This is a genomic window from Streptomyces sp. NPDC003016, from assembly GCF_053591455.1.
Genome location: NZ_JBSFTV010000050.1, coordinates 1 through 22,153, shown reverse-complemented (window position 1 = coordinate 22,153; position 22,153 = coordinate 1). Strand labels below are relative to the sequence as shown.

The 22,153-nt window shown below is 71.8% G+C and carries 16 protein-coding genes and 1 riboswitch; of the genes, 5 read left to right on the top strand and 11 right to left on the bottom strand.

The features are described from left to right. Nucleotides 1–18: 18 nt before the first annotated feature. Nucleotides 19–2,931 carry a bifunctional acetate--CoA ligase family protein/GNAT family N-acetyltransferase gene (locus ACWDZ4_RS30835; RefSeq protein ID WP_451511678.1) on the bottom strand — a complete coding sequence of 971 codons (2,913 nt, stop codon included), beginning with the start codon at nt 2,929–2,931 and terminating at the stop codon, nt 19–21. 149 nt (nt 2,932–3,080) lie between these two features. Here ACWDZ4_RS30835 and ACWDZ4_RS30830 point away from each other — a divergent pair, with 149 nt between their 5' ends. Next, nucleotides 3,081–3,362 carry an HPr family phosphocarrier protein gene (locus ACWDZ4_RS30830; protein WP_093803258.1) on the top strand — a complete coding sequence of 94 codons (282 nt, stop codon included), beginning with the start codon at nt 3,081–3,083 and terminating at the stop codon, nt 3,360–3,362. A gap of 162 nt (nt 3,363–3,524) precedes the next feature. Here ACWDZ4_RS30830 and ACWDZ4_RS30825 read toward each other — a convergent pair whose 3' ends face one another. The 4 genes from ACWDZ4_RS30825 to ACWDZ4_RS30810 form a co-directional block, all read right to left on the bottom strand. Continuing rightward, on the bottom strand, nt 3,525–4,214 hold the full coding sequence (locus ACWDZ4_RS30825; RefSeq protein WP_451511677.1) for a GntR family transcriptional regulator: 690 nt from the start codon (nt 4,212–4,214) through the stop codon (nt 3,525–3,527). 170 nt (nt 4,215–4,384) lie between these two features. Further along, a complete protein-coding gene (locus ACWDZ4_RS30820; RefSeq protein ID WP_451511676.1) occupies nt 4,385–5,197 on the bottom strand; it encodes a M23 family metallopeptidase in 813 nt (270 codons plus the stop codon). 13 nt (nt 5,198–5,210) lie between these two features. Beyond that, nucleotides 5,211–5,408: riboswitch (cyclic di-AMP (ydaO/yuaA leader) on the bottom strand. A 234-nt stretch (nt 5,409–5,642) separates the two neighbouring features. Further along, nucleotides 5,643–7,010: a M16 family metallopeptidase gene (locus ACWDZ4_RS30815; RefSeq protein ID WP_451511702.1), complete on the bottom strand. Its 1,368-nt coding sequence runs from the start codon at nt 7,008–7,010 to the stop codon at nt 5,643–5,645. 20 nt (nt 7,011–7,030) lie between these two features. Continuing rightward, nucleotides 7,031–8,410: a M16 family metallopeptidase gene (locus tag ACWDZ4_RS30810; protein WP_451511675.1), complete on the bottom strand. Its 1,380-nt coding sequence runs from the start codon at nt 8,408–8,410 to the stop codon at nt 7,031–7,033. Between the two features lie 215 nt (nt 8,411–8,625). Here ACWDZ4_RS30810 and ACWDZ4_RS30805 point away from each other — a divergent pair, with 215 nt between their 5' ends. Next, nucleotides 8,626–11,079 (top strand): DNA gyrase/topoisomerase IV subunit A, encoded by a 2,454-nt coding sequence (locus tag ACWDZ4_RS30805; protein ID WP_451511674.1) that lies wholly within the window; start codon nt 8,626–8,628, stop codon nt 11,077–11,079. A gap of 57 nt (nt 11,080–11,136) precedes the next feature. On the opposite strand, the gene ACWDZ4_RS30800 is transcribed toward ACWDZ4_RS30805, so the two are convergent. Further along, nucleotides 11,137–12,192, bottom strand: a complete 1,056-nt coding sequence (locus tag ACWDZ4_RS30800) for a CobW family GTP-binding protein (protein ID WP_451511673.1) — start codon at nt 12,190–12,192, stop codon at nt 11,137–11,139. A gap of 139 nt (nt 12,193–12,331) precedes the next feature. Here ACWDZ4_RS30800 and ACWDZ4_RS30795 point away from each other — a divergent pair, with 139 nt between their 5' ends. Continuing rightward, nucleotides 12,332–14,023 (top strand): ATP-binding protein, encoded by a 1,692-nt coding sequence (locus ACWDZ4_RS30795; RefSeq protein WP_451511672.1) that lies wholly within the window; start codon nt 12,332–12,334, stop codon nt 14,021–14,023. Continuing rightward, nucleotides 14,020–14,700, top strand: a complete 681-nt coding sequence (locus tag ACWDZ4_RS30790) for a DUF7342 family protein (RefSeq protein ID WP_093798633.1) — start codon at nt 14,020–14,022, stop codon at nt 14,698–14,700. Before ACWDZ4_RS30795 ends, ACWDZ4_RS30790 begins: the two co-directional genes overlap by 4 nt. A 105-nt stretch (nt 14,701–14,805) precedes the next feature. On the opposite strand, the gene ACWDZ4_RS30785 is transcribed toward ACWDZ4_RS30790, so the two are convergent. The 3 genes from ACWDZ4_RS30785 to ACWDZ4_RS30775 form a co-directional block, all read right to left on the bottom strand. Further along, complete coding sequence (locus tag ACWDZ4_RS30785) at nt 14,806–16,398, bottom strand: solute symporter family protein (RefSeq protein ID WP_451511671.1); 1,593 nt, start codon at nt 16,396–16,398, stop codon at nt 14,806–14,808. Nucleotides 16,399–16,454: 56 nt separating this feature from the next. Continuing rightward, nucleotides 16,455–16,907, bottom strand: coding sequence for a DUF485 domain-containing protein (locus ACWDZ4_RS30780; protein ID WP_451511701.1), 453 nt, complete (start codon nt 16,905–16,907; stop codon nt 16,455–16,457). A gap of 977 nt (nt 16,908–17,884) precedes the next feature. Then, a complete protein-coding gene (locus ACWDZ4_RS30775; protein WP_451511670.1) occupies nt 17,885–20,005 on the bottom strand; it encodes a DNA gyrase/topoisomerase IV subunit B in 2,121 nt (706 codons plus the stop codon). Between the two features lie 433 nt (nt 20,006–20,438). Between ACWDZ4_RS30775 and ACWDZ4_RS30770 the strand changes: the two genes are divergently transcribed. Then, nucleotides 20,439–20,669, top strand: a complete 231-nt coding sequence (locus ACWDZ4_RS30770) for a DUF7455 domain-containing protein (RefSeq protein ID WP_344490462.1) — start codon at nt 20,439–20,441, stop codon at nt 20,667–20,669. Between the two features lie 108 nt (nt 20,670–20,777). Here ACWDZ4_RS30770 and ACWDZ4_RS30765 read toward each other — a convergent pair whose 3' ends face one another. Further along, nucleotides 20,778–21,608, bottom strand: a complete 831-nt coding sequence (locus ACWDZ4_RS30765) for a S1 family peptidase (protein ID WP_451511669.1) — start codon at nt 21,606–21,608, stop codon at nt 20,778–20,780. A 143-nt stretch (nt 21,609–21,751) separates the two neighbouring features. Continuing rightward, a partial coding sequence (locus ACWDZ4_RS30760; RefSeq protein ID WP_355724612.1) for a sigma-70 family RNA polymerase sigma factor occupies nt 21,752–22,153 on the bottom strand: 402 nt, incomplete at its 5' end.

The window sequence follows — 22,153 nt, the reverse complement described above, 5'->3', positions numbered from 1 at the left end:
GCCGGGCCTGTGGACGGCTCAGTAGCTCGGGAGGCGGCGGGGGCCGAGGTCGTCGCGGGCGGGCGGGGACGCGAGGCGCACGGACGCGCCGAGCACGGACAGGCCGTGCGGGGCGACGACCACGGGTTCCAGGGCGACCCCGACCACCTCGGGGTGATCGTCGACCAGGCGCGAGACGCGCAGCAGCAGCTCTTCGAGCGCGGCGGTGTCGACGGGGTCCGAGCCGCGCCAGCCGAAGAGGAGCGGGGCGGTGCGGATCGACCTGATGAGTTCGGCGGCGTCCCGGTCGGTTGCCGGTACCAGCCGGTGTCCGATGTCACCGAGCAGCTCGGAGGCGGCTCCGGCCAGCCCGAAGGAGAGCACGGCGCCGGCCGCGGCGTCGATGGAGGCCCGTACGACGGTGTCCACGCCCCGGGGGGCCATGGCCTGGACGACGGGCTGGAGCTCCTCGGGCCTGCCGAGCGCCTCGGTCAGCTCGCCGTAGGCCCGGCGCAGTTCCTGCTCGTCACCGAGGTCGAGGCGTACGCCGCCGAGGTCGGGGCGGTGGCGCAGGTGCGGGGCGGTGGTCTTGAGGGCGACGGGGTAGCCGAGCCGCCGGGCCGCCGCGACGGCGGCGTCGGGCCCCGGCGCGGGCAGGGCCGGCCGTACGTCGATGCCGTACCGCGCGAGGAGTTCCCGGGCGGCGTCGTCCCTGAGGGACATCCCGCCGGGGGCGGCGCCGCCCCCGCTCAGCAGCGCGGCGATCCGGGCGGCGGCCCCGGCCTCGTCGATGTCGTCGTACTCGGGCACCCGCCCGGGCTCGGCGGCCTGCCGCCGCCACTGCGCGTACTTGACGGCCTCGGCGAGTGCGCGCACGGCGCGTTCGGCGGCGGGGTAGGCGGGAATCCGCCGTCCGTCGCCCGCACCGCCTGCCTCCGGGCGCCCTTCGGGCGTGTCCTCGAACGCCGGACGGGCTTGGTTCTCCCGCGCGGCGGCCCCCGCTCCCGCCCCCGGGCCGTCCGAAGACGCCGGAACCGGGACCGGCTCCGGCGCCGGGCGGGCCGTGCTCGTCGCCGCAGCGAGCGCGTCGGCCAGGGCGCCCATCTCCACGTGCACGACCGCCACCGGCTTCGCCGGCCCCGTCGCCGCCGCCTCCCGCAGCGCCGCCGCCAGGACCTCCCCGTCACCGGATTCCGTGGCGCCGTTCTCGCCGACCCACGGGATCGCCGTGACCACGACCGCGTCGCACGTCCCGTCCGCCAGCGCCCGGGCCAGCGCCGCGCGGAAGTCCGCCGGGGTCGCGGCCGTCGTCAGGTCGAGCGGCGGCAGCGGCCGCAGCCCCTCGGCCAGGCAGGCGTCGTACGTCAGGAGGCCCAGGGACTCGGAATTGCCGAGGATGGCGACGCGCGGCCCGGCCGGCAGCGGCTGCCCGGCGAGCAGCAGTCCCGCGTCGACGAGTTCGGTGACGGTGTCGACGCGGACGACCCCCGCCTGCCGCAGCAGCGCGGAGACCGTCGCGTCGGGGATGCGCGTGGCGGGCACCGCGTGGCCCGGTGGCGTACTGCCGCTGTGGCGGGCGCCCTTGACCACGACGACCGGCTTCGCCGCCGCCGTGCGCCGGGCGAGGCGGGTGAACTTGCGCGGGTTGCCGATGGACTCCAGGTAGAGGAGGACGACGTCGGTGTCGGGGTCCTCGTAGCCGTACTGGAGGAAGTCGTTGCCGGACACGTCCGCCCGGTTGCCGGCCGAGATGAACGAGGACAGCCCGGCGCCCCGCCGGTAGAGCCCCGACAGCAGCGCGATGCCGATCGCTCCGGACTGGGTGAACAGGCCGATGCGGCCGCGCGCGGGCGGTTCCGGCGCGAGGGAGGCGTTGAGGCGTACCGCCTCGGAGGTGTTGATGATCCCGAAGGCGTTGGGCCCGATGATGCGCATGCCGTACGAGCGGGCCCGGCGCACCAGTTCGCGCTGGCGCGCCCGGCCCGCGGCCCCGCTCTCGGCGTATCCGGCGGAGAGGACGACCAGCCCCTGCACGCCGCTCTCGCCGCAGTCCGCGATCACCTCCGGCACCCGCTCGGCCGGTACGGCGACGACGGCGAGGTCGACGGCCTCACCGATCCCGGCGACGGAGCGGTGCGCGGGCACGCCGTCCAGCTCGGTGAGGTCCTCGGGGAAGGCCCGGTTCACGGCGAACGTACGGCCCGTGTATCCGGCGGCGAGCAGATTGCGCAGGACGGTGCGCCCCACCCCGCCCGGCGCGCGCCCGGTCCCGACGACCGCGACGGAGCCGGGGGCGAGGAGGCGCTGCACGGAGCGGGACTCCGCGCGGTGCTCGCGGGCGCGCTGGACGGCGACGGAGCGGTCGGTCGGCTCCAGGCCGAATTCGAGGTGGACGACGCCGTCCTCGAAGCTGCGCTCCTGGGTGTAGCCGGCGTCCGTGAAGACTTTGATCATCTTGGAGTTGGCGGGCAGCACCTCCGCCACGAAGCGCCGGATGCCGCGCTCGCGGGCGACCGCGCCGATGTGTTCGAGGAGGGCGGAGGCGACCCCGCGCCCCTGGTGGGCGTCCTGGACCAGGAAGGCGACTTCGGCCAGGTCGGCACCGGGGCCGGACGAGGGGCGCCCCTGCGCATTGATGCGGTCGTACCGGACGGTGGCGATGAACTCGCCGCCCACCGTCGCCGCGAGACCTACCCTGTCCACGTAGTCGTGGTGGGTGAAGCGGCGGACGTCCTTGTCGGAGAGGCGCGGGTACGGCGCGAAGAAGCGGTAGTACTTCGACTCGTCCGACACCTGCTCGTAGAAGCTGACCAGGCGCTGCGCGTCGTCGGGAGTGATGGGGCGGATCCGCGCCGTACCTCCGTCGCGCAGCACCACGTCGGCTTCCCAGTGGGCCGGGTACGCGTGGTGCCCGTCGCGGTCCGGCGGGGTCTGCTCCATCGGAGGCTGCATGAAGGAAGCCTACGGGTCGCGGGCCCGCCAGGGACGAGGCAGGCTGGGGCCGCCGCGGGCGGCCGGCCGGCCCGGGGTCGCGGGCACGGCTTCCCCGAGCGACATGAGAGACTGGTCTAGACAACCGTTAGAACATGAAGGGCAACACCATGGTTGAGCGCCGTGTCACCGTCGGCTGGGCCGAAGGCCTGCACGCCCGGCCCGCCTCCATCTTCGTTCGCGCAGCGACCGCCTCGGGTGTTCCCGTGACGATCGCCAAGGCCGACGGCAAGCCGGTCAACGCGGCCTCCATGCTCGCGGTGCTCGGCCTGGGCGCGCAGGGCGGCGAAGAGATCGTGCTCGCTTCCGAGGCCGACGGTTCCGATGCCGCCCTCGACCGCCTGGCGAAGCTGGTCTCCGAGGGCCTCGACGAGCTTCCCGAGACCGTCTGACCACTCGTACGGGCGCATTCTCACGAGGGAGCCGCGACATCCCGGATTCGGGACGTCGCGGCTCCTTCGCTTTTGCGCGGAGACAGCTGAGATATACGTCAGGAATTCCGGGCAGCAGAAAAAGCCCCCGCCCATTCGCTTTCTTTGTATACGGCGCATCTGTTAATTGCGGCCGCCCCCGGTGTGTACGGCATGTTGCGAAGTCCTCACGCGTTCCGGCCGTGGGTCGGGGCGCCGCAGCCGGTACGCGGCCACCGCCCGTTCGGCGTGCAGGGCCGTCAGCGCCCGGGCCCGCTGCGCGTCGCCGCGCGCCACGGCGTCCACGATCGTGCCGTGTTCGGCCCAGGACTCGACGGGGCGGGCGGGCTGCTCGACGGCGTACATCCAGGTGATCTTGTGCCTGAGCTGGGTGAGCAGGGCCGTGAGGCCGGGGCTGCCGGACGCCTGGGCGAGCGTCTCGTGGAACCAGCCGCCCAGGGGGCTCAGGCCCTCGCCCTCGCCCCGGCGGGCCCGCTCCTGACCGAGCCTGACCAGGCCGCGCAACACCTTGAGGTGCGCCTCGGTGCGCCGCTGGGCGGCGCGGGCCGCCGCCAGCGGCTCCAGCAGCATTCTGACCTCCAGGAGGTCGGCGGCCTCCTGCGCGGTGGGTTCGGCCACGCAGGCGCCCGCGTGCCGGCGGGTGGTGACGAACCCCTCGGACTCCAGCGTGCGCAGGGCCTCGCGCACCGGGACGCGCGAGACGCCGTAACGGCGCGCCAGCAGCTCTTCGGTGAGCCGGCTGCCCCGCTCGAAGACGCCGGAGACGATGTCGTCACGGATCGCCGTGCATACCGATTGCGCGGGAATGCGCATGAGCGGACCTCCGCCTTGATCCTCGCGAAACGCGGTCGAATGACGCCTGTTCGGCGACTCTATTGCAGCGGCGCGCGATTTCCGACGGGCGGCAGGAATTCATGGATATATTTTGGCCAACGCCGAAGGCCCCGGCGGTAAGCCGGGGCCTTCGGGAAAACCGGGGTGCGTCAGACGTTCACGCCGTGCGCGCGCAGGTACGCGACCGGGTCCATGTCGGAGCCGTACTCGGGAGACGTACGGACCTCGAAGTGCAGGTGCGGGCCCGTCGAGTTGCCGGTCGAACCCGAGAGACCTATCTGCCGGCCCGGGGTGACGGCCTGCCCGACGGAGACGCCGATGGACGACAGGTGGCCGTACTGCGTGTACGTGCCGTCGTTCATCCTGATGACGATGTTGTTGCCGTACGCCCCGCCCCAGCCGGCCTCGACGACGGTGCCCGCACCGACGGCCACGACGGAACTGCCGGACGCGGCCCGGAAGTCGACGCCGGAGTGGCTGCCGGAGGACCAGAGCGAGCCGCCGCTCCGGTAGCCGGTGGTCACGGCGGAACCGGCGACCGGAAGGGTGTAGGCGGTGAGGCGCTCGCGCTCCGCCGCACGGGCGGCGCGCTCCTCGGCCTCGCGCTTCGCACGCTCCTTCTCGGCCCTGGCTTCCGCCTTGCGCCTGGCCTCGGCCTTGCGCGCCGCCTCGGCCCTGCGCTCGGCCTCCGCCTTGTCGGCGGCGTGCTGCTGCGCCTCGGCCTGGGCGGCGATCCGGTCGGCGAGGGAGTCGCCGACGACGAGGGCCTGGGTCAGGCCGGTCGCCTCGACGGAGTGGGCCGCGTCGGCGCTGGTGCCGGCGGCGAGGGCCGGAGAGGCCAGGCTCCCGACGGCGCCGGTCGTCGCGAGGGTGGCAACGCCCGCGAGGCTCGCGCTCCTGCGCGTCAGACGGCCCGGACGGCTCGGACGACGGTGCTTCCCGGTGGCACGGGTGAACGCCATGGAGTGGCTGGTCCTTTCCTTCCTTCTCGCCTACCGGGTTAGCTGACGGGTTCGGAGCAGGAAGGTCTCCTACGGACCCCTTCCGTACGTACGCACGGAAGGACGTCCGATTCACCCCAGGGACTGGGCTCCTCCAGCCGCGAAGACGGCAGGAGGGTGGGTCCCCGGCTCCCCAGGCTCGCGCCTGACGGGGACTCGGCGATGACTGCCCGGTGCCGCGGATGCGGCTCACTGCTGACGGACAGCCGGACCGACGCTAAACGGGACATCTTTCAATCACCAAAAAGACCCCGCACTTTGTAACGCACCCCACAGGTCAGAAAGGCAACCTCCGCAACAAAACGGACATACGCCAAGGACCCCGGCAGCCTGTCGGCCACCGGGGTCCCTCCACCTCCCGTGGTGAGGGAGTTGCGCAATCGGCTCGGCTCGAACGGACGGACCGTCAGCCGGCGACCACCGTCACGTCACCGATGCCGAGCGCCCTGACGGGCTCCTCGATCTGCGACGCGTCCCCGACGAGGACCGTGACCAGACGGTCCTCGGGGAAGGCGCTGACGACCGCCGCAGTGGCCTCCACCGTGCCCGTCTCAACGAGGCGGGCGTACAGCTGGGCCTGGAAGTCGTCCGGCAGGTGCTGCTCGACCTGGTCGGCGAGCGTGCCGGCGACGGCCGCCGCCGTCTCGTACTTGAGCGGTGCGACACCCACCAGGTTCTGCACGGCGACGTCGCGCTCGGCGTCGGTGAGGCCCTCGGCCGCGAGGGTGCGCAGCACCTTCCACAGGTCTTCGAGCGCCGGGCCCGTGGACTCCGTGTCCACCGAGCCGCTGATCGCCAGCATCGCGGCGCCCGATCCGTCGGGAGCGGAGCGCAGCACCTGGCCGAAGGCGCGCACGCCGTACGTGTAGCCCTTCTCCTCGCGCAGGACGCGGTCCAGGCGGGAGGTGAGCGTGCCGCCCAGGCAGTACGTGCCGAGGACCTGGGCCGGCCAGACGCGGTCGTGCCGGTCGGGGCCGATCCGGCCGATGAGCAGCTGCGTCTGGACCGCGCCGGGGCGGTCCACGATGACCACACGGCCGGTGTCGTCGGCCGTCACCGGCGGTACGGGGCGGGGCTCGGCGGTGTCGCCCTTCCACGCCCCCAGGGTGTCGGCCAGTACGGCGTCCAGGTCGGTGCCGTCGAGGTCGCCGACGATCACGGCGGTGGCGGTCGCGGGACGCACGTGCGCCGCGTAGAAGCCCTTCACGGCGGCGGAGTCGATGCGCTTGACCGTCTCCTCGGAGCCCTGGCGCGGACGCGACATGCGCGAGGTCGCCGGGAACAGCTCCTTGGAGAGCTGCTTGGCGGCGCGGCGGGACGGGTTGGCCGTCTCGTGCGGGATCTCGTCGAGCCGGTTGGCCACCAGCCGCTCGATCTCGCCGTCCGCGAAGGCGGGCGCGCGCAGCGCGTCGGCGAGCAGGCCGAGCGCCTTGGGCAGCCGGGAGACCGGGACCTCCAGGGAGACCCGGACGCCCGGGTGGTCGGCGTACGCGTCGAGCGTGGCGCCGCAGCGCTCCAGCTCGGCGGCGAACTCCTCGGCGGAGTGCTTGTCGGTGCCCTCGGAGAGGGCCCGCGACATGATCGTGGCCACACCGTCGAGGCCCTCGGGCTCGGCCTCCAGGGGGGCGGCGAGGAAGACCTCGACGGCCATGACCTGCTGGCCGGGGCGGTGGCAGCGCAGGACGGTCAGGCCGTTGGGCAGGGAGCCGCGCTCGGGGGCGGGGAACGCCCACGGCGTGGGGGTGCCCGCCTGCGGCTGGGGGTGGAATTCCATGCTCACGGCTGCGGTGTCGGTCACTTGTCCGCCCCTTCCTGCGTACCGGCCGCACCGGCGGCGTCTGCGGTGTCGTCGGCTGCGGCTGCGTCCGCCGCGGGTGTCGGCTCGTACACCAGGACCGCGCGGTTGTCCGGGCGCAGGCGGGCCTCGGCGGCCGCCTGGACCTCCTCCGCCGTGATGTCCAGGACGCGCTGGACGGCGGTCAGCGCGAGCTGGGGGTCGCCGAACAGGACGGCGTACCGGCAGAGTTCGTCGGCGCGGCCCGCGACCGTACCGAGCCGGTCGAGCCACTCGCGCTCCAGCTGGGCCTGCGCGCGCTCCATCTCCTCGGGCGTGGGGCCCTCGGCGGCGAAGCGGGCCAGCTCCTCGTCGACCGCGCGCTCGATGTCGGGCACCTCGACGCCGGCCGACGTCTTGACGTCCAGCCAGCCCAGCGAGGGGGCTCCGGCGAGGCGCAGCAGCCCGAAACCGGCGGCGACGGCCGTCCGGTCGCGGCGGACCAGGCGGTTGTGCAGCCGGGAGGACTCGCCGCCGCCGAGGACGGTGAGGGCCAGGTCGGCGGCGTCGGCCTCGCGGGTGCCGTCCTGCGGCAGCCGGTAGGCGGCCATCAGCGCGCGGGCCGGGACCTCTTCGTGGATCTCCTCGCGGAGCTCCTCGCCGATGATGTCGGGCAGCGTCCCGTCGCGCGGCGGCTGCTTGCCGTCGTGGGACGGGATGGAGCCGAAGTACTTCTCGATCCAGGCGAGGGTCTGCTCCGGGTCGATGTCGCCGACGACCGAGAGCACCGCGTTGTTGGGCGCGTAGTACGTACGGAAGAAGGCGCGCGCGTCCTCGAGGGTCGCGGCGTCCAGGTCGGCCATCGAACCGATCGGCGTGTGGTGGTACGGGTGGCCCTCCGGGTAGGAGAGGGCGGTCAGCTTCTCGAACGCGGTGCCGTACGGAACGTTGTCGTACCGCTGGCGGCGCTCGTTCTTGACGACGTCGCGCTGGTTCTCCATGGACTCCTCGTCGAGCGCGGAGAGCAGCGAGCCCATCCGGTCGGCTTCCAGCCACAGAGCCAGCTCCACCTGGTGGGCGGGCATCGTCTCGAAGTAGTTGGTGCGCTCGAAGCTGGTCGTGCCGTTGAGCGAACCGCCCGCACCCTGCACCAGCTCGAAGTGGCCGTTGCCCTTGACCTGTGCCGAGCCCTGGAACATCAGGTGCTCGAAAAGGTGAGCAAGACCGGTACGGCCCTTGACCTCGTGGCGTGAGCCCACGTCGTACCAGAGGCAGACCGCGGCGACCGGGGTCAGGTGGTCCTCGGAGAGCACCACGCGCAGGCCATTGGCCAGCCGGTGCTCGGTCGCTGTCAGGCCGCCGGAACCGGCCTGCGCTGTGGCCGTGTGACCCATGGGCATGTACGTCCCTTCGATCGCGATATGGAGAAGTCCTGCCACTGTATGCAAGCGCACTGACGCCTGGCGAAGTTCCCGGCCGGTGTACGCCCTCAGGGAACGCCCGAGCAGGCGCTACGGACGGGTCGGGGTCGGCGTTGTCAGTGGACCGGTCCACAATGGTCGGCATCAGACCCAAGAATCCACCCCGACAGAACCGCGAAGGAGCCGCAGCCGCGATGGCCCGCCGCAGCACGAAGACCCCGCCGCCGGACGATGCGTTCGAGGAGAAGATCCTCGATGTCGACGTCGTCGACGAAATGCAGGGCTCCTTCCTCGAGTACGCGTACTCGGTGATCTACTCGCGAGCGCTGCCCGACGCCCGCGACGGCATGAAGCCGGTGCACCGACGCATCGTCTACCAGATGAACGAGATGGGGCTGCGGCCCGACCGCGGCTATGTGAAGTGCGCCCGCGTCGTCGGCGAGGTGATGGGCAAGCTGCACCCGCACGGCGACGCTTCGATCTACGACGCGCTCGTACGGATGGCCCAGCCCTTCTCCATGCGCCTGCCCCTGGTCGACGGGCACGGCAACTTCGGCTCCCTCGGCAACGACGACCCGCCGGCCGCCATGCGGTACACCGAGTGCCGGATGGCCGACGCCACGTCGCTGATGACGGAGTCCATCGACGAGGACACGGTCGACTTCAACCCGAACTACGACGGGCAGGAGCGGGAGCCGGTCGCACTTCCCGCGGCGTATCCGAACCTGCTGGTCAACGGCGCCTCCGGAATCGCCGTCGGCATGGCGACGAACATGCCGCCGCACAACCTGGGCGAGGTCGTCGCCGCCGCCCGGCACCTGATCAGGCACCCCGGCGCGGACCTTGAGACGCTGATGCGTTTCGTGCCCGGGCCCGACCTGCCGACCGGCGGCCGCATCGTCGGCCTCGGCGGCATCAAGGACGCGTACGAGAAGGGGCGCGGCACCTTCAAGATCCGCGCGACGGCCACCGTGGAGAACGTGACCGCGCGCCGCAAGGGCCTGGTCGTCACCGAACTGCCGTTCACGGTCGGCCCGGAGAAGGTGATCGCCAAGATCAAGGACCTGGTCTCGTCGAAGAAGCTCCAGGGCATCGCGGACGTCAAGGACCTCACGGACCGCATGCACGGTCTGCGTCTGGTCATCGAGGTCAAGAACGGCTTCGTCCCCGAGGCCGTCCTGGAGCAGCTCTACAAGCTGACGCCGATGGAGGAGACCTTCGGCATCAACAACGTGGCGCTGGTCGACGGCCAGCCGCTGACGCTGGGGCTCAAGGAGCTGCTGGAGGTCTATCTCGACCACCGTTTCGAGGTCGTGCGCCGCCGCAGCGAGTTCCGCCGCACCAAGCGGCGCGACCGGCTGCACCTGGTCGAGGGCCTGCTCGTCGCGCTGCTCGACATCGACGAGGTCATCCGCCTCATCCGCTCCAGCGACAACTCGGGGCAGGCGAAGGAGCGGCTGATCGAGCGCTTCTCGCTGAGCGAGATCCAGACGCAGTACATCCTGGACACGCCGCTGCGCCGGCTCACCAGGTTCGACCGGATCGAGCTGGAGAGCGAGCGCGACCGGCTGAACGGCGAGATCGACGAGCTGACCGGGATCCTGGAGTCGGACGCAGAGCTGCGCAAGCTGGTCTCGGCGGAACTGGCGGCGGTGGCGAAGAAGTTCGGCACCGACCGGCGCACCGTGCTGCTGGAGTCCGGAAGTTCGCCGGTCGCCGCGGTGCCGCTGGAGGTCGCGGACGACCCCTGCCGCATCCTCCTGTCCTCGACCGGACTGCTGGCCCGTACGGCCAGTGGCGAGCCTCTCGCCCTGGACGACGCCCGGCGCGCCAAGCACGACGTGATCGTCTCCGCGGTGCCCGCGACGGCGCGCGGTGACGTGGGCGCGGTGACCTCGGCCGGGCGGCTGCTGCGGCTGTCGGTGATCGACCTGCCCCAGCTGCCGGACACGGCGTCCGCGCCGAACCTCTCGGGCGGCGCGCCGGTCGCGGAGTTCCTGTCCCTGGAAGCGGGCGAGTCGCTGATCTGCCTCACCACGCTCGACGAGTCCTCGCCGGGGCTCGCGCTCGGCACCGAGCAGGGCGTGGTGAAGCGGGTCGTCCCGGACTACCCGGCGAACAAGGACGAGCTGGAGGTCATCACCCTCAGGGACGGTGACCGGATCGTCGGCGGGGCCGAGCTGCGCACCGGCGAGGAGGACCTGGTCTTCATCACGGACGACGCCCAGCTGCTGCGCTATCCGGCGGGGCAGGTGCGGCCGCAGGGCCGCGCCGCGGGCGGTATGACGGGCATCAAGCTCGCCGACGGCGCCAAGGTGATCTCCTTCACCGCGGTGGACCCGGCGGCGGACGCCGTGGTCTTCACGGTGGCCGGCGCGGCCGGCACGCTGCTCGGCGACTCCGAGACGTCGGCGAAGCTGACGCCGTTCGACCAGTACCCGCGCAAGGGCCGGGCCACGGGCGGCGTGCGCTGCCAGCGGTTCCTCAAGGGCGAGGACACGCTGATCCTGGCCTGGGCGGGCGCGGCTCCGGCGCGCGCGGCGGCGAAGAACGGCACACCGGTGGAGCTGCCCGAGCAGGACCCGCGCCGCGACGGCTCGGGCACACCGCTGACGACGGCGGTGGCGGCTCTGGCAGGCCCGGTCTAGCGCCTGGCCGCCGGGTCTCCTGGCGGCCGGCCCTGGCCCGGGGCCCGGCTCCCCCGGTCAGCCCTCGCCCTGTACGTACCGCAGGACGCCCCACATGCTGTGCTCGTCGGCAGCGGCGAGGGCGTCCCGCGGGCCGTCCGCCCGGCAGGACGCCAGTTCCTTGCCCAGCGCCCCGGCGTCCGTCCCGGATCCGATGAGGACCAGCTGGGTGCGTCTCGGCTCCTCGCGTCCCCAGGGCTCGGGGTAGAAGCGCAGGAACCGGCCGACGGCATGCACCGCGTACCGGTTGCGGGCGTCGGCCGCACCGAAGTCGACGTACCCCTTGATCCGGTAGAGCCCCTCCGGCCTGCTGTCGAGGAACTCCATGAGCCGGCGCGGGTCCATGGGCACGTCGGAGGTGAAGGAGACGCTCTCGTACGCGGCGTGCAGATGATCGTCGTGGCGGTCCTCGGGGTCCTCGCTCCGCAGGTCGTCGAACGACAGCTGCCGCGCCTTCTCCTCGGCGTCCGGCCGTGCCGCCGGGTCGAAGAGCAGCTGCGGATCGATCCGCCCGTACGACGCGCGGACCACGGCGGCGGAGCCGCTGAGAGCCCGGACGGTGTCGAGGACGCTCGCGAGCCGCTCCTCCCCCACCCGGTCCGTCTTGTTCAGGACGACGAGGTCGGCGAGGGCGAGGTGGCGGTCGATCTCGGGGTGGCGCTCCCGGGTCGCGTCGAACTCGGCGGCGTCGACGACCTCGGCGAGCCCTCCGTACACGATCCGCTCGTTCTCACTGGCCAGGATCATCCGGACGAGCTCCTGCGGCTCGGCGAGACCGCTCGCCTCGATGACGATCACATCGAGACGGGCGGCGGGGCGGGTCAGCCTCTCCAGGTACGCGTCGAGCTCGCTGGCGTCGACGGCGCAGCACAGACAGCCGTTGCCGAGCGAAACGGTGGAGTCCCCGAGCTGCCCGGCGACCGCCATGGCATCGATCTCGATGGCCCCGAAGTCATTGACGATCGCACCGATCCTGGTGCCTCTGCTCCGCCTCAGCAGATGGTTGAGCAAGGTGGTCTTGCCGGATCCCAGGAAGCCCGTGAGGACGATGACCGGGATCTGCTTCTTGCTCACCAGGTGGCCTTTCTCGTAGCGCGGGAAGCGGCCGCACCAGGATATTGGCGCTCCGGCCGGTCGTACGAGCCGCAGGGAGGGCGAGGGGGTGAGCACGGGATTTCGGAAAGGCGAGCCCGGCGCTCTACCGTTCGTAGACATGAGCGCCGCACCGACCGCCCCCGCCAGACGTTTCCGTCTGGGCTGGCCCCAGCGCGTCTTCTCGCAGGTCCTCCTGATGCAGCTGGCCATCGCCGGCGGTGTCACCGTGCTCGCCACCGGCCTCTTCCTCGCCCCGCTCAGCGATCAGCTGGACCACGAGGCGATGCGGCGCGCGCTCGCGATCGCGCAGACCACCGCGGCCCAGCCGCAGCTGGCCGACGCGCTCGCCGGCTCCCGGCCCGCCGCCGGAGGGCCCGTACAGGCCGGGGCCGACCGCATCAGGCGCTCCACCGGCGCCGAGTACGTCGTGGTCATGGACGAGCGCGGCGTCCGCTGGTCCCACACCGACACCGGCCAGATCGGCAAGGTCGTCTCCACCGACCCCAGCGAAGCGCTCGCCGGCCACGAGGTCATGGAGATCGACGAGGGTACGCTCGGCCGCTCCGCCCGCGGCAAGGTCCCGCTGCGCGACGCCGGCGGTGAGATCGTCGGCGCGGTGTCGGTCGGTATCGAGTACGACAGCGTCCGCGCCCGGCTGCTGGGGGCGATCCCCGGGCTGCTGGCGTACGCGGGCGGGGCCCTGGCCGTCGGCGCGGTGGCGGCGTACCTCATCTCCCGCAGGCTCCAGCGGCAGACCCATGACCTCGCCTTCTCCGACATCTCCGCGCTGCTGGCCGAGCGCGAGGCGATGCTGCACGGCATTCGCGAAGGTGTCGTCGCCCTCGACGCCGAGGGCAGGATCCGGCTGATGAACGACGAGGCCCAGCGGCTGCTCGGGCTCGGCGCCGAGGTCACCGGACGGCCGCTCGACGAGGCCCTGGGCGAGGGGCGTACCGCGGATGTGCTGGCGGGGCGGGTGACCGGCGAGGACCTGCTGACCGTACGCGGCCAGCGCGTGCTGGTCACCAACCGGATGCCGACGGACGACGGGGGCGCCGTGGCGACCCTGCGCGACCGTACGGAGCTGGAGCGGCTCGGCCGCGAGCTGGATTCGACCCGCGGCCTGATCGACGCCCTGCGCGCCCAGGACCACGAGCACGCCAACCGGATGCATACGCTCCTGGGACTGCTGGAACTGGGCATGCACGAGGAGGCGGTGGAGTTCGTGACGGAGGTCGCAGCGGTGCACCGCGCCACCGCCGAGCAGATCACCGAGAAGATCCACGATCCGCTGCTGGCGGCGCTGCTGGTCGGCAAGGCCACGGTCGCCGCGGAGCGCGGGGTCGCGCTGCGGCTCTCGGACGCGACGCTGCTGCCCGACCGCCTGGTGGACCCGCGCGGTCTGGTCACGGTGGTCGGCAACCTGGTGGACAACGCACTGGACGCCTCGGCCGGTTCCCCGGACGCCCGCATCGAGGTCGAGCTGCGGGCGCGGGGGCGTACGGCCGTGCTGCGGGTGGCCGACAGCGGGCCCGGTGTTCCCGCCGGGCAGCGGGAGCTGATCTTCACGGAGGGGTGGTCGACCAAGGAGCTCCCGGCCCACGGCAAGCGCGGCCTCGGCCTCGCGATGGTGCGCAGGCTCGCGGAGCGGCAGGGCGGCAGCGCCCGGGCCGGCGAGGGGGCGGAGGGGGGCGCCGCATTCACCGTCGTACTGCCGGAGGCGCTGACGGATGCCGGACCGGCCGACGGCGGGCCGGCCGATGCGGAAGTGACCACGGCGGCGCTGGACACGGCGGGAGAGACGCGATGATCGACGTACTAGTGGTGGACGACGACGTCCGGGTCGCGGAGATCAACGCCGCGTACGTGGCCAAGGTGGCGGGCTTCCGCGTCGTCGGCCGGGCGCACTCCGCCGCCGACGCCCTGGCACAGCTGCGCGCGCACCACGTCGACCTGGTGCTCCTGGACCACTATCTGCCGGACGGGAACGGGCTCGCGCTCGTACGGGAGCTGCGCGGGCTCGGCCTCCAGACCGACGTGATCATGGTGACGGCGGCGCGCGACATCGGGACCGTGCAGGCGGCGATGCGTCAGGGAGCCCTCCAGTACCTGGTGAAACCCTTCAACTTCGCCGGGCTGCGCACCAAGCTGGAGGCGTACGCCGGGCTGCGCCGGACCCTCGACGGGGGCGGCGAGGCGGAACAGGCCGAGGTCGACCGTATCTTCGGGGCACTGTCCGTGACCGGCTCCCCCGACCTTCCCAAGGGGCACTCGCCGACCACCGCGGAGCTGGTCCGCCAGGTGCTGCTGGCCGCCGGGGGCCCGCTGTCCGCCCAGGAGATCGCGGAGCGGGCGGGCATGAGCCGGCAGACCGCGCAGCGCTATCTGAAACTGCTGGAGAGGTCGGGGCGGGTACGCCTCAGCCTCAAGTACGGCGAGACGGGCCGCCCGGAGCACCGGTACGCGTGGACGGCCGGCAGCCGCTGAGCACGTGCGGCCCCCGTCGCCGCGCCCACTTCCCGCTCGCAGCCTCCCGCCGCCGCGCCTACTCCCCGCTCGCCGCCTCCCGCCGCCCCTCCCGACGCCGCCCGGTCAGGCCGCGCCCGCGCCCGTCAGTGAGCGCACCTCTGCCTCCGCGTGCCTGGCCGCGTCCGGTGGTCCGGGCGACAGCGCCGTACCGGCCCAGCCCGCGAGGAAGCCCAGCGGGATCGAGACCAGGCCCGGATTCTGCAACGGGAAGAGCTGGAAGTCGACGCCCGGGAAGAGCGCTTCGGGACTGCCGGAGACAACCGGCGAGAACAGCACGAGCAGTACGGCCGGGACCAGGCCGCCGTACACCGACCAGACCGCGCCGCGAGTGGTGAACTTCCGCCAGAACAGCGAGTAGAGCAGCACCGGCAGATTGGCGGACGCGGCGACCGCGAAGGCCAGGCCGACAAGGAAGGCGACGTTCAGGTCGCGGGCGAGCAGGCCGAGGCCGATGGCCACGGCCCCGACACCGGCCGCCGCGACACGGGCCACCGCGACCTCGCTGTGCTGCCTGGCGTGGCGGCGCCTGAGCGAGGCGTACAGATCATGGGCGACGGAGGCGGAGGACGCCAGCGTGATGCCGGCCACGACCGCGAGGATGGTGGCGAAGGCGACGGCCGCCACGACGGCGAAGAGAACCGTTCCTCCGGTGGAGCCGGCGCCGCCGCCCAGGTCGAGCGCCAGCAGGGGAACCGCCGTGTTCCCGGCGGCGTTCGACGCCCGGACCTCGTCGGATCCGACCACCGCCGCCGCGCCGAAGCCGAGCACGATCGTCATCAGGTAGAAGCTGCCGATGAGGCCGACGGACCAGACGACCGAGCGGCGGGCGGCGCGCGCGGTCGGCACGGTGTAGAAGCGGGACAGGATGTGCGGCAGCCCGGCCGTACCGAGGACGAGCGCGAGGCCGAGGCTGACGAAGTCGAAGCGGGCGGTCCAGTCGCCGCCGTACCGCAGACCGGGTGCCAGGAAGTCCCTGCCGTGGCCGCTGCGCTCCGCGGCGGAGAGCAGCAGCTGGTTGAAGTCGCCGTGGAAGCGCACCAGGACGAGCACGGTGAGCACGACCGTACCCGCCATCAGCAGCACTGCCTTGACGATCTGGATCCAGGTGGTGGCCCGCATCCCTCCCAGCGACACATAGATCACCATCAGCGCGCCCACGCCGATGACCGTCCAGGAACGCGCGGCCTCGCTGTCCCCGCCCAGCAGCAGCGCGACCAGGCTGCCCGCCCCCACCATCTGCGCCACCAGGTAGAGAACGGACACGGTGACCGAGGAAGTTCCCGCCGCGATACGGACGGGGCGCTCGCTCATCCGCGCGGCGATGACATCGGCGAGGGTGAACCGGCCGCAGTTGCGGACGAGTTCGGCGACGAGCAGCAGGACGACGAGCCACGCCACGAGGAAGCCCACGGAGTAGAGCATGCCGTCGTAGCCGTAGAGGGCGATCAGTCCGGAGATGCCGAGGAAGGACGCGGCGGACATGTAGTCGCCCGCGATGGCGAAACCATTCTCCATGGGGGAGAACAGCCGTCCTCCCGCATAGAACTCCTCGGCGGAGCCGTGCCGGTTGCGGCTCACCCAGGTCGTGATCGCCAGCGTGACCGCGATGAACGCGCAGAACAGCAGCAGCGCGAGGGTCTGGTGCTGCGTGGTCATGGCCGGGCCTGCCATGGCCGGGCCTGCCATCGCTGAGCCCGTCATCGCTGAGTCCGTCATCGCTCGGCCCCCCGCGTCATTTCCTGGGTGTCCCAGCGGAGGTCGAGCGCCGCGCGGTCCCTGCGCAGCCGCGCGTGACGCGCGTACGCCCAGGTCAGCAGGAAGGTGCTGAGGAACTGTCCGAGCCCGGCGACCATCGCGACGTTCACCGCGCCCACGACGGGGCGGGCCATCAGGTCGTGCGCGGTGGTCGCCGCGACGACGTAGACGAGGTACCAGGTGAGGAACGCGAGGGACGCGGGGACGACGAACCGCCGGTAGCGGCCGCGCACCTCCTGGAAGGCGGCGCTGCGCTGCACCTCCAGGTAGATCTCGGCCGCGCTGTGGCCGGGCCGCGGACCGCCGGGACCGCCGGGCGCGGGCGGCGCGACAGGCGCGGGGGCGCCCGTACCGTCCAGTTCGCCCCACCCGGAGGCGAGCGCGTCGTACCAGGGGTCGTCGAACCGCACCGCTGCGGTCTCGCGCCCTTCGTGCTTCTCCACCGAACAGTTCTCCTTGTCCGCGCACGGATCGTCCGCGTGCCAAGGATGGACAGAGTGGGAAGATCCAGGACTCTTCAATCCCTTCAACTTCACCCCTTCAGGTGACGGATGTCCCGGGCGGCCGTGCGAGTCCGTGCCGGTGGACGTACCGCACCGCCTGCGCCCGGTCACGCACCCCCGCCTTGGCGAAGAGGTTGCTGATGCGGGCCGCGGAGAGGCTGTGTGCCAGGACGTCGTGGATTCCCGGGCGATACGGGTCCGCTCGGCCAGGGCCGCGGACCGGGCCTCCGTCGCCCGGGCCGCCCGTTCCTGTGCGGGCAGCCGGAAGCCGGCGCCGCGGGCCTCCGCGTCGAGACGCAGGGAGTAGCCGACGAGCACGATCCCCAGCCCGAGCAGGACGGGCTCCAGGGTCCGGTCGTCGTTGGCGACACCATGCGTACCCAGGACGGCCGCGGCCACGGGCAGCGCGGCGGCCAGGAGCAGCCGTTCCATGGCCTGTACGGCGCAGACGCTCCAGAGGATGGACGCGGGTGTCCGCGCCCCGGCGGCGCAGGAGCCCGCCCCGACGAGGGCCACCACGGCGAGCGTTCCGACGGAAGGCAGCAGCCGGTTGCGCGCGGTGAGCCGGTCGTACGCATAGGCGGCAGCCGCGCACAGGGCCAGTCCGGCCGCCGGGGCGACGGCCGCGACGCCCCGGAAGACTTCCGTGCCGTACGCCGTCCAGAGGGTCCAGGTGGCGGTCGCGGCCCGGACCAGGACGTCGATGACCGTACGCACGGGTGGCACCCCGAGCCGTGACAGGGCCTCCGGGGACGGCCACGCGGTCCAGCCGTCGCTCGCCCGCGATGTCATGGAACGACCCTACGGACCGCAGGCCCGCAGGGGATCGGAGCGTGGGTGGAGCGGTGCGCTCCACCCACGGGTGGACTCCGTCCGGCGTCGGCTCAGGCGTCGATGCGCGAGCGGTCCAGGGTCGCCGCCGAGCTGGTGATGAACTCCTTGCGGGGCGCGACCTCGTTGCCCATCAGCAGGTCGAATACCTGCTCGGAGGATTCCAGGTCACCGATGTTGATCCGGCGCAGCGTGCGGTGGCGCGGGTCCATCGTGGTCTCCGCCAGCTGGTCGGCGTCCATCTCGCCCAGGCCCTTGTAGCGCTGGATGGAGTCCTTGAAGCGCACGTTCTTGCGCTGGAACTCCAGCAGCTTCTGCCGCAGCTCGCTGTCCGAGTACGTGTAGACGTACTTGTCCTGGCCCTTCTTCGGCTGGACGAGCTCGATCCGGTGCAGCGGCGGCACGGCGGCGAAGACGCGTCCCGCCTCCACCATCGGCCGCATGTAGCGCTGGAAGAGCGTCAGCAGCAGGCAGCGGATGTGCGCGCCGTCGACATCGGCGTCCACGAGCAGCACGATCTTGCCGTAGCGCGCGGCGTCCAGGTCGAAGGTCCGCCCGGAGCCCGCTCCTATGACCTGGATGATGGCGCCGCACTCGGCGTTCTTGAGCATGTCCGAGACGGACGACTTCTGGACGTTGAGGATCTTGCCCCGGATCGGCAGCAGCGCCTGGAACTCGGAGTTCCGGGCGAGCTTGGCCGTACCGAGCGCGGAGTCCCCCTCGACGATGAAGAGCTCGCTGCGCTCCACGTCGTCACTGCGGCAGTCGGCGAGCTTGGCCGGCAGCGAGGAGGTCTCCAGCGCGGTCTTGCGGCGCTGCGCCTCCTTGTGCTGGCGGGCCGCGATGCGCGTCCGCGCGGCGGCGACGGCCTTCTCCATGATCGAGCGCGCCTGCTGCTTGGCATCCCGCTTGGTGGAGGTCAGGAACGTCTTGAGTTCCCTGGCGACGACGTTGCCGACGATCCGCGCGGCCGCCGACGTACCGAGGATCTCCTTCGTCTGACCCTCGAACTGCGGCTCCGCCAGCCGCACCGTGACGACCGCGGTGAGGCCCTCCATGACGTCGTCCTTGACGACGTCGTCCTCGGCGACGCGCAGCAGCTTGGCCGAGCGCAGCGCCTCGTTGACGGTCTTGGTGAGGGACCGCTCGAAGCCGGAGATGTGGGTGCCGCCCTTGGGAGTGGCGATGATGTTGACGAAGGACCTGACGGTGGTGTCGTACCCCGTGCCCCAGCGCAGCGCGATGTCCACGCCGAGCTCGCGGGTGACCTCGGTGGCCGTCATGTGCCCGCGGTCGTCGAGGACCGGCACGGTCTCCTTGAAGGTGCCCTGCCCGGACAGCCGCAGAACGTCGCAGATGGCCTTGTCCTGCGCGAGGTACTCGCAGAACTCGCTGATGCCGCCGTCGAAGCGGAAGATCTCCTCGGTCTTGCCCTCGCCCTCCAGGGCGCGCTCGTCGCGTACGACGATGGTCAGGCCGGGGACGAGGAAGGCCGTCTGGCGGGCGCGCTGGTACAGCGTCTCCAGGCCGAGCTTGGCGTCCTTGAGGAAGATCTGCTGGTCGGCCCAGTAGCGCACGCGCGTGCCGGTGCGCGTCTTGGGGATCCGCTTGGCCTTGCGCAGCCCGTTGGCCGGGTCGAAGGGGGAGTCGGGGCCCGGCCCGGCGAACGCGCCGGGGACGCCCCGCCGGAAGCTGATGGCGTGCGTCGAGCTGCTGCGGTCGACCTCGACGTCCAGGCGGGCGGAGAGGGCGTTGACGACGGAGGCGCCGACGCCGTGCAGACCGCCGGAGGCCGCGTACGAACCGCCGCCGAACTTGCCGCCGGCGTGCAGCTTGGTCATCACGACCTCGACGCCGGACAGGCCCGTCTTGGGCTCGACGTCGACCGGGATGCCGCGGCCGTTGTCCTGGACCTCCACCGAGCCGTCCTCGTGGAGGATGACCTCGATGTGGTCGCAGTAACCGCCGAGGGCTTCGTCGACGGAGTTGTCGATGATCTCCCAGAGGCAGTGCATGAGGCCGCGGCTGTCGGTGGAACCGATGTACATGCCAGGGCGCTTGCGGACGGCCTCGAGCCCTTCGAGTACGAGCAGGTGCCGCGCGGTGTAGTTGGAGCCGTCACGGTCTGCACCGGTCAGAAGCGCAGTGGACGGCACGGACGTCTCGGCGGTCACGCGGTTCGCTCCTCGCTGAATTTCAAATGTGTCCCGATGGGGTACGGGCCCGGCGTGGGTCGCCGGTCAGAGGGTACCGAGGCCTGGTAGAGCCGATGTAACGCCACCCTCAGGAAAACTCATGCTAGTCCAGAGTCGTATGCACGTTCGATCCCTCGAAGGGGTGACGTGGACATCACGTTCCCTTCGAGGCATGAACCATTTAGGCTCCGGGCACGTCCTCATGAACAACCGGCAAGCCAGCCGGGAGGGCAGACCACCAATAACCGACGCGAAACCGTAGAGCGACGCAATACGGCTCCTTCGCTGCTAACCGGCGGCAGACAGCCACCTTCGGAAGAATTTTCAAGGAAAAGCCACGAGCGGGAACGTTTTCGGCCTGGTTGGATGTTGACCCTGGTACGACAGCTCGTCGAGCTAGAGAAGAGGCGACGTGACTACTGTTCTGACCCCCGCGACCCCCCTGACGGCCGCTGACCGATGCGACCGATGCGGCGCCCAGGCCTACCTGCGCGTTGTCCTGGCCAGCGGCGGCGAACTGCTCTTCTGCGCCCACCACGGTCGCAAGTTCGAGCCGGAACTCAAGAAGATCGCCGCGGAAATACAGGACGAGACAGACCGGCTGACCCCCGTGCCGCCGTCCCCGGAAGACGAGGAACGCTGATTACCTCGCCATTACGACGAGCCAAGGGCCGGTTACAGACCGGTCGACGGGCGGTCTTCCCCGGAAACCCCGGAGAAGGCCGCCCGTTCTCATACGCTGTAAGCGTAATCAGCCTCTGATCGCCCACGTTCCGGGGGCCGCCGAGAGGCGGGCGTACACCCCGGGGCTCTGGGCCTGACCGCAGCCGCCTCCCCAGGAGACGAGCCCGATCAGCCGGCCGTCGGCCACCAGCGGCCCGCCGCTGTCCCCCTGGCACGCGTCGTGACCCCCCTTCGGGTCCCCGGCGCACAGCATCGTGTCCGCGCTGTACGTCCCGTAGATGCTTTTCGGGTAGGCGATCTCACAGGTGCTGTCGGGCAGCACCTCCACCGGCGCGGCATGCAGCTCGGACGCGTAGGTCCCGGTGCCGGTCGTGTCCCCCCAGCCGTAGACGACCGCGCTCGTACCCGGCGTGTACGCCGCGTCTCCCGGCCCCGCGGCCTTGATGGCGTGATGCGCGGGAAGCGAGGTGGACAGCGTGAGCATCGCGAAGTCCCCCGCGTTCGTCCCGGCGTCGTACTCCGGACCGATCCGCACCTCACTCACCGTGACCTCCTGGCCCCCCGTACCCGCCAGCTCGCTGCGGCCGGTGACGACCTTCAGGTCGCGCACCTGGCCGATCGGTACGCCGAGGACGTCCTTGCTCACGCAGTGGGCCGCCGTCATCACCTTGTCCGGCGCCACCAGCACTCCCCCGCAGAATTGCCCCGCCCGCGTACCCCCGAACCGGTCACGGCTGGCCAGTGCCACCACCCAGGGCGTCTCGGAGACCTGTACCGGACGGCCCCCGATCACCACGGCGTCGGCGGCGGCGGTACCGCCCGAGGCTTGCGGCGTTATAACGGCCGCGGCCGCCAGGGCCACCGCCCCTGTCAGAGATCCGGTAGAAGAGCGACGCATTCGGCCTCCTGGTTCGGCGCTGCAATGACATCCCCAGCGTCGACCGGGCGGCGGCGCGCCGCACCCGTGGAAGCGCGGGGGCCCGGAGTCTCGCGTACGAGGCTCCGGGCCCTCGGTCCGGGCGGTGGACGACCGGGTACGGCCTAGTCGAGGTAGTCGCGCAGGACCTGCGAGCGCGACGGGTGGCGCAGCTTCGACATCGTCTTCGACTCGATCTGGCGGATGCGCTCACGCGTCACGCCGTAGACCTTGCCGATCTCGTCCAGCGTCTTGGGCTGGCCGTCGGTGAGGCCGAAGCGCATGGACACGACGCCCGCCTCGCGCTCCGAGAGGGTGTCCAGGACCGAGTGCAGCTGCTCCTGCAGGAGTGTGAAGGAGACCGCGTCGGCCGGGACGACCGCCTCGGAGTCCTCGATGAGGTCACCGAACTCGCTGTCGCCGTCCTCCCCGAGCGGGGTGTGCAGCGAGATGGGCTCGCGGCCGTACTTCTGGACCTCGATGACCTTCTCGGGGGTCATGTCGAGTTCCTTGGCCAGCTCCTCCGG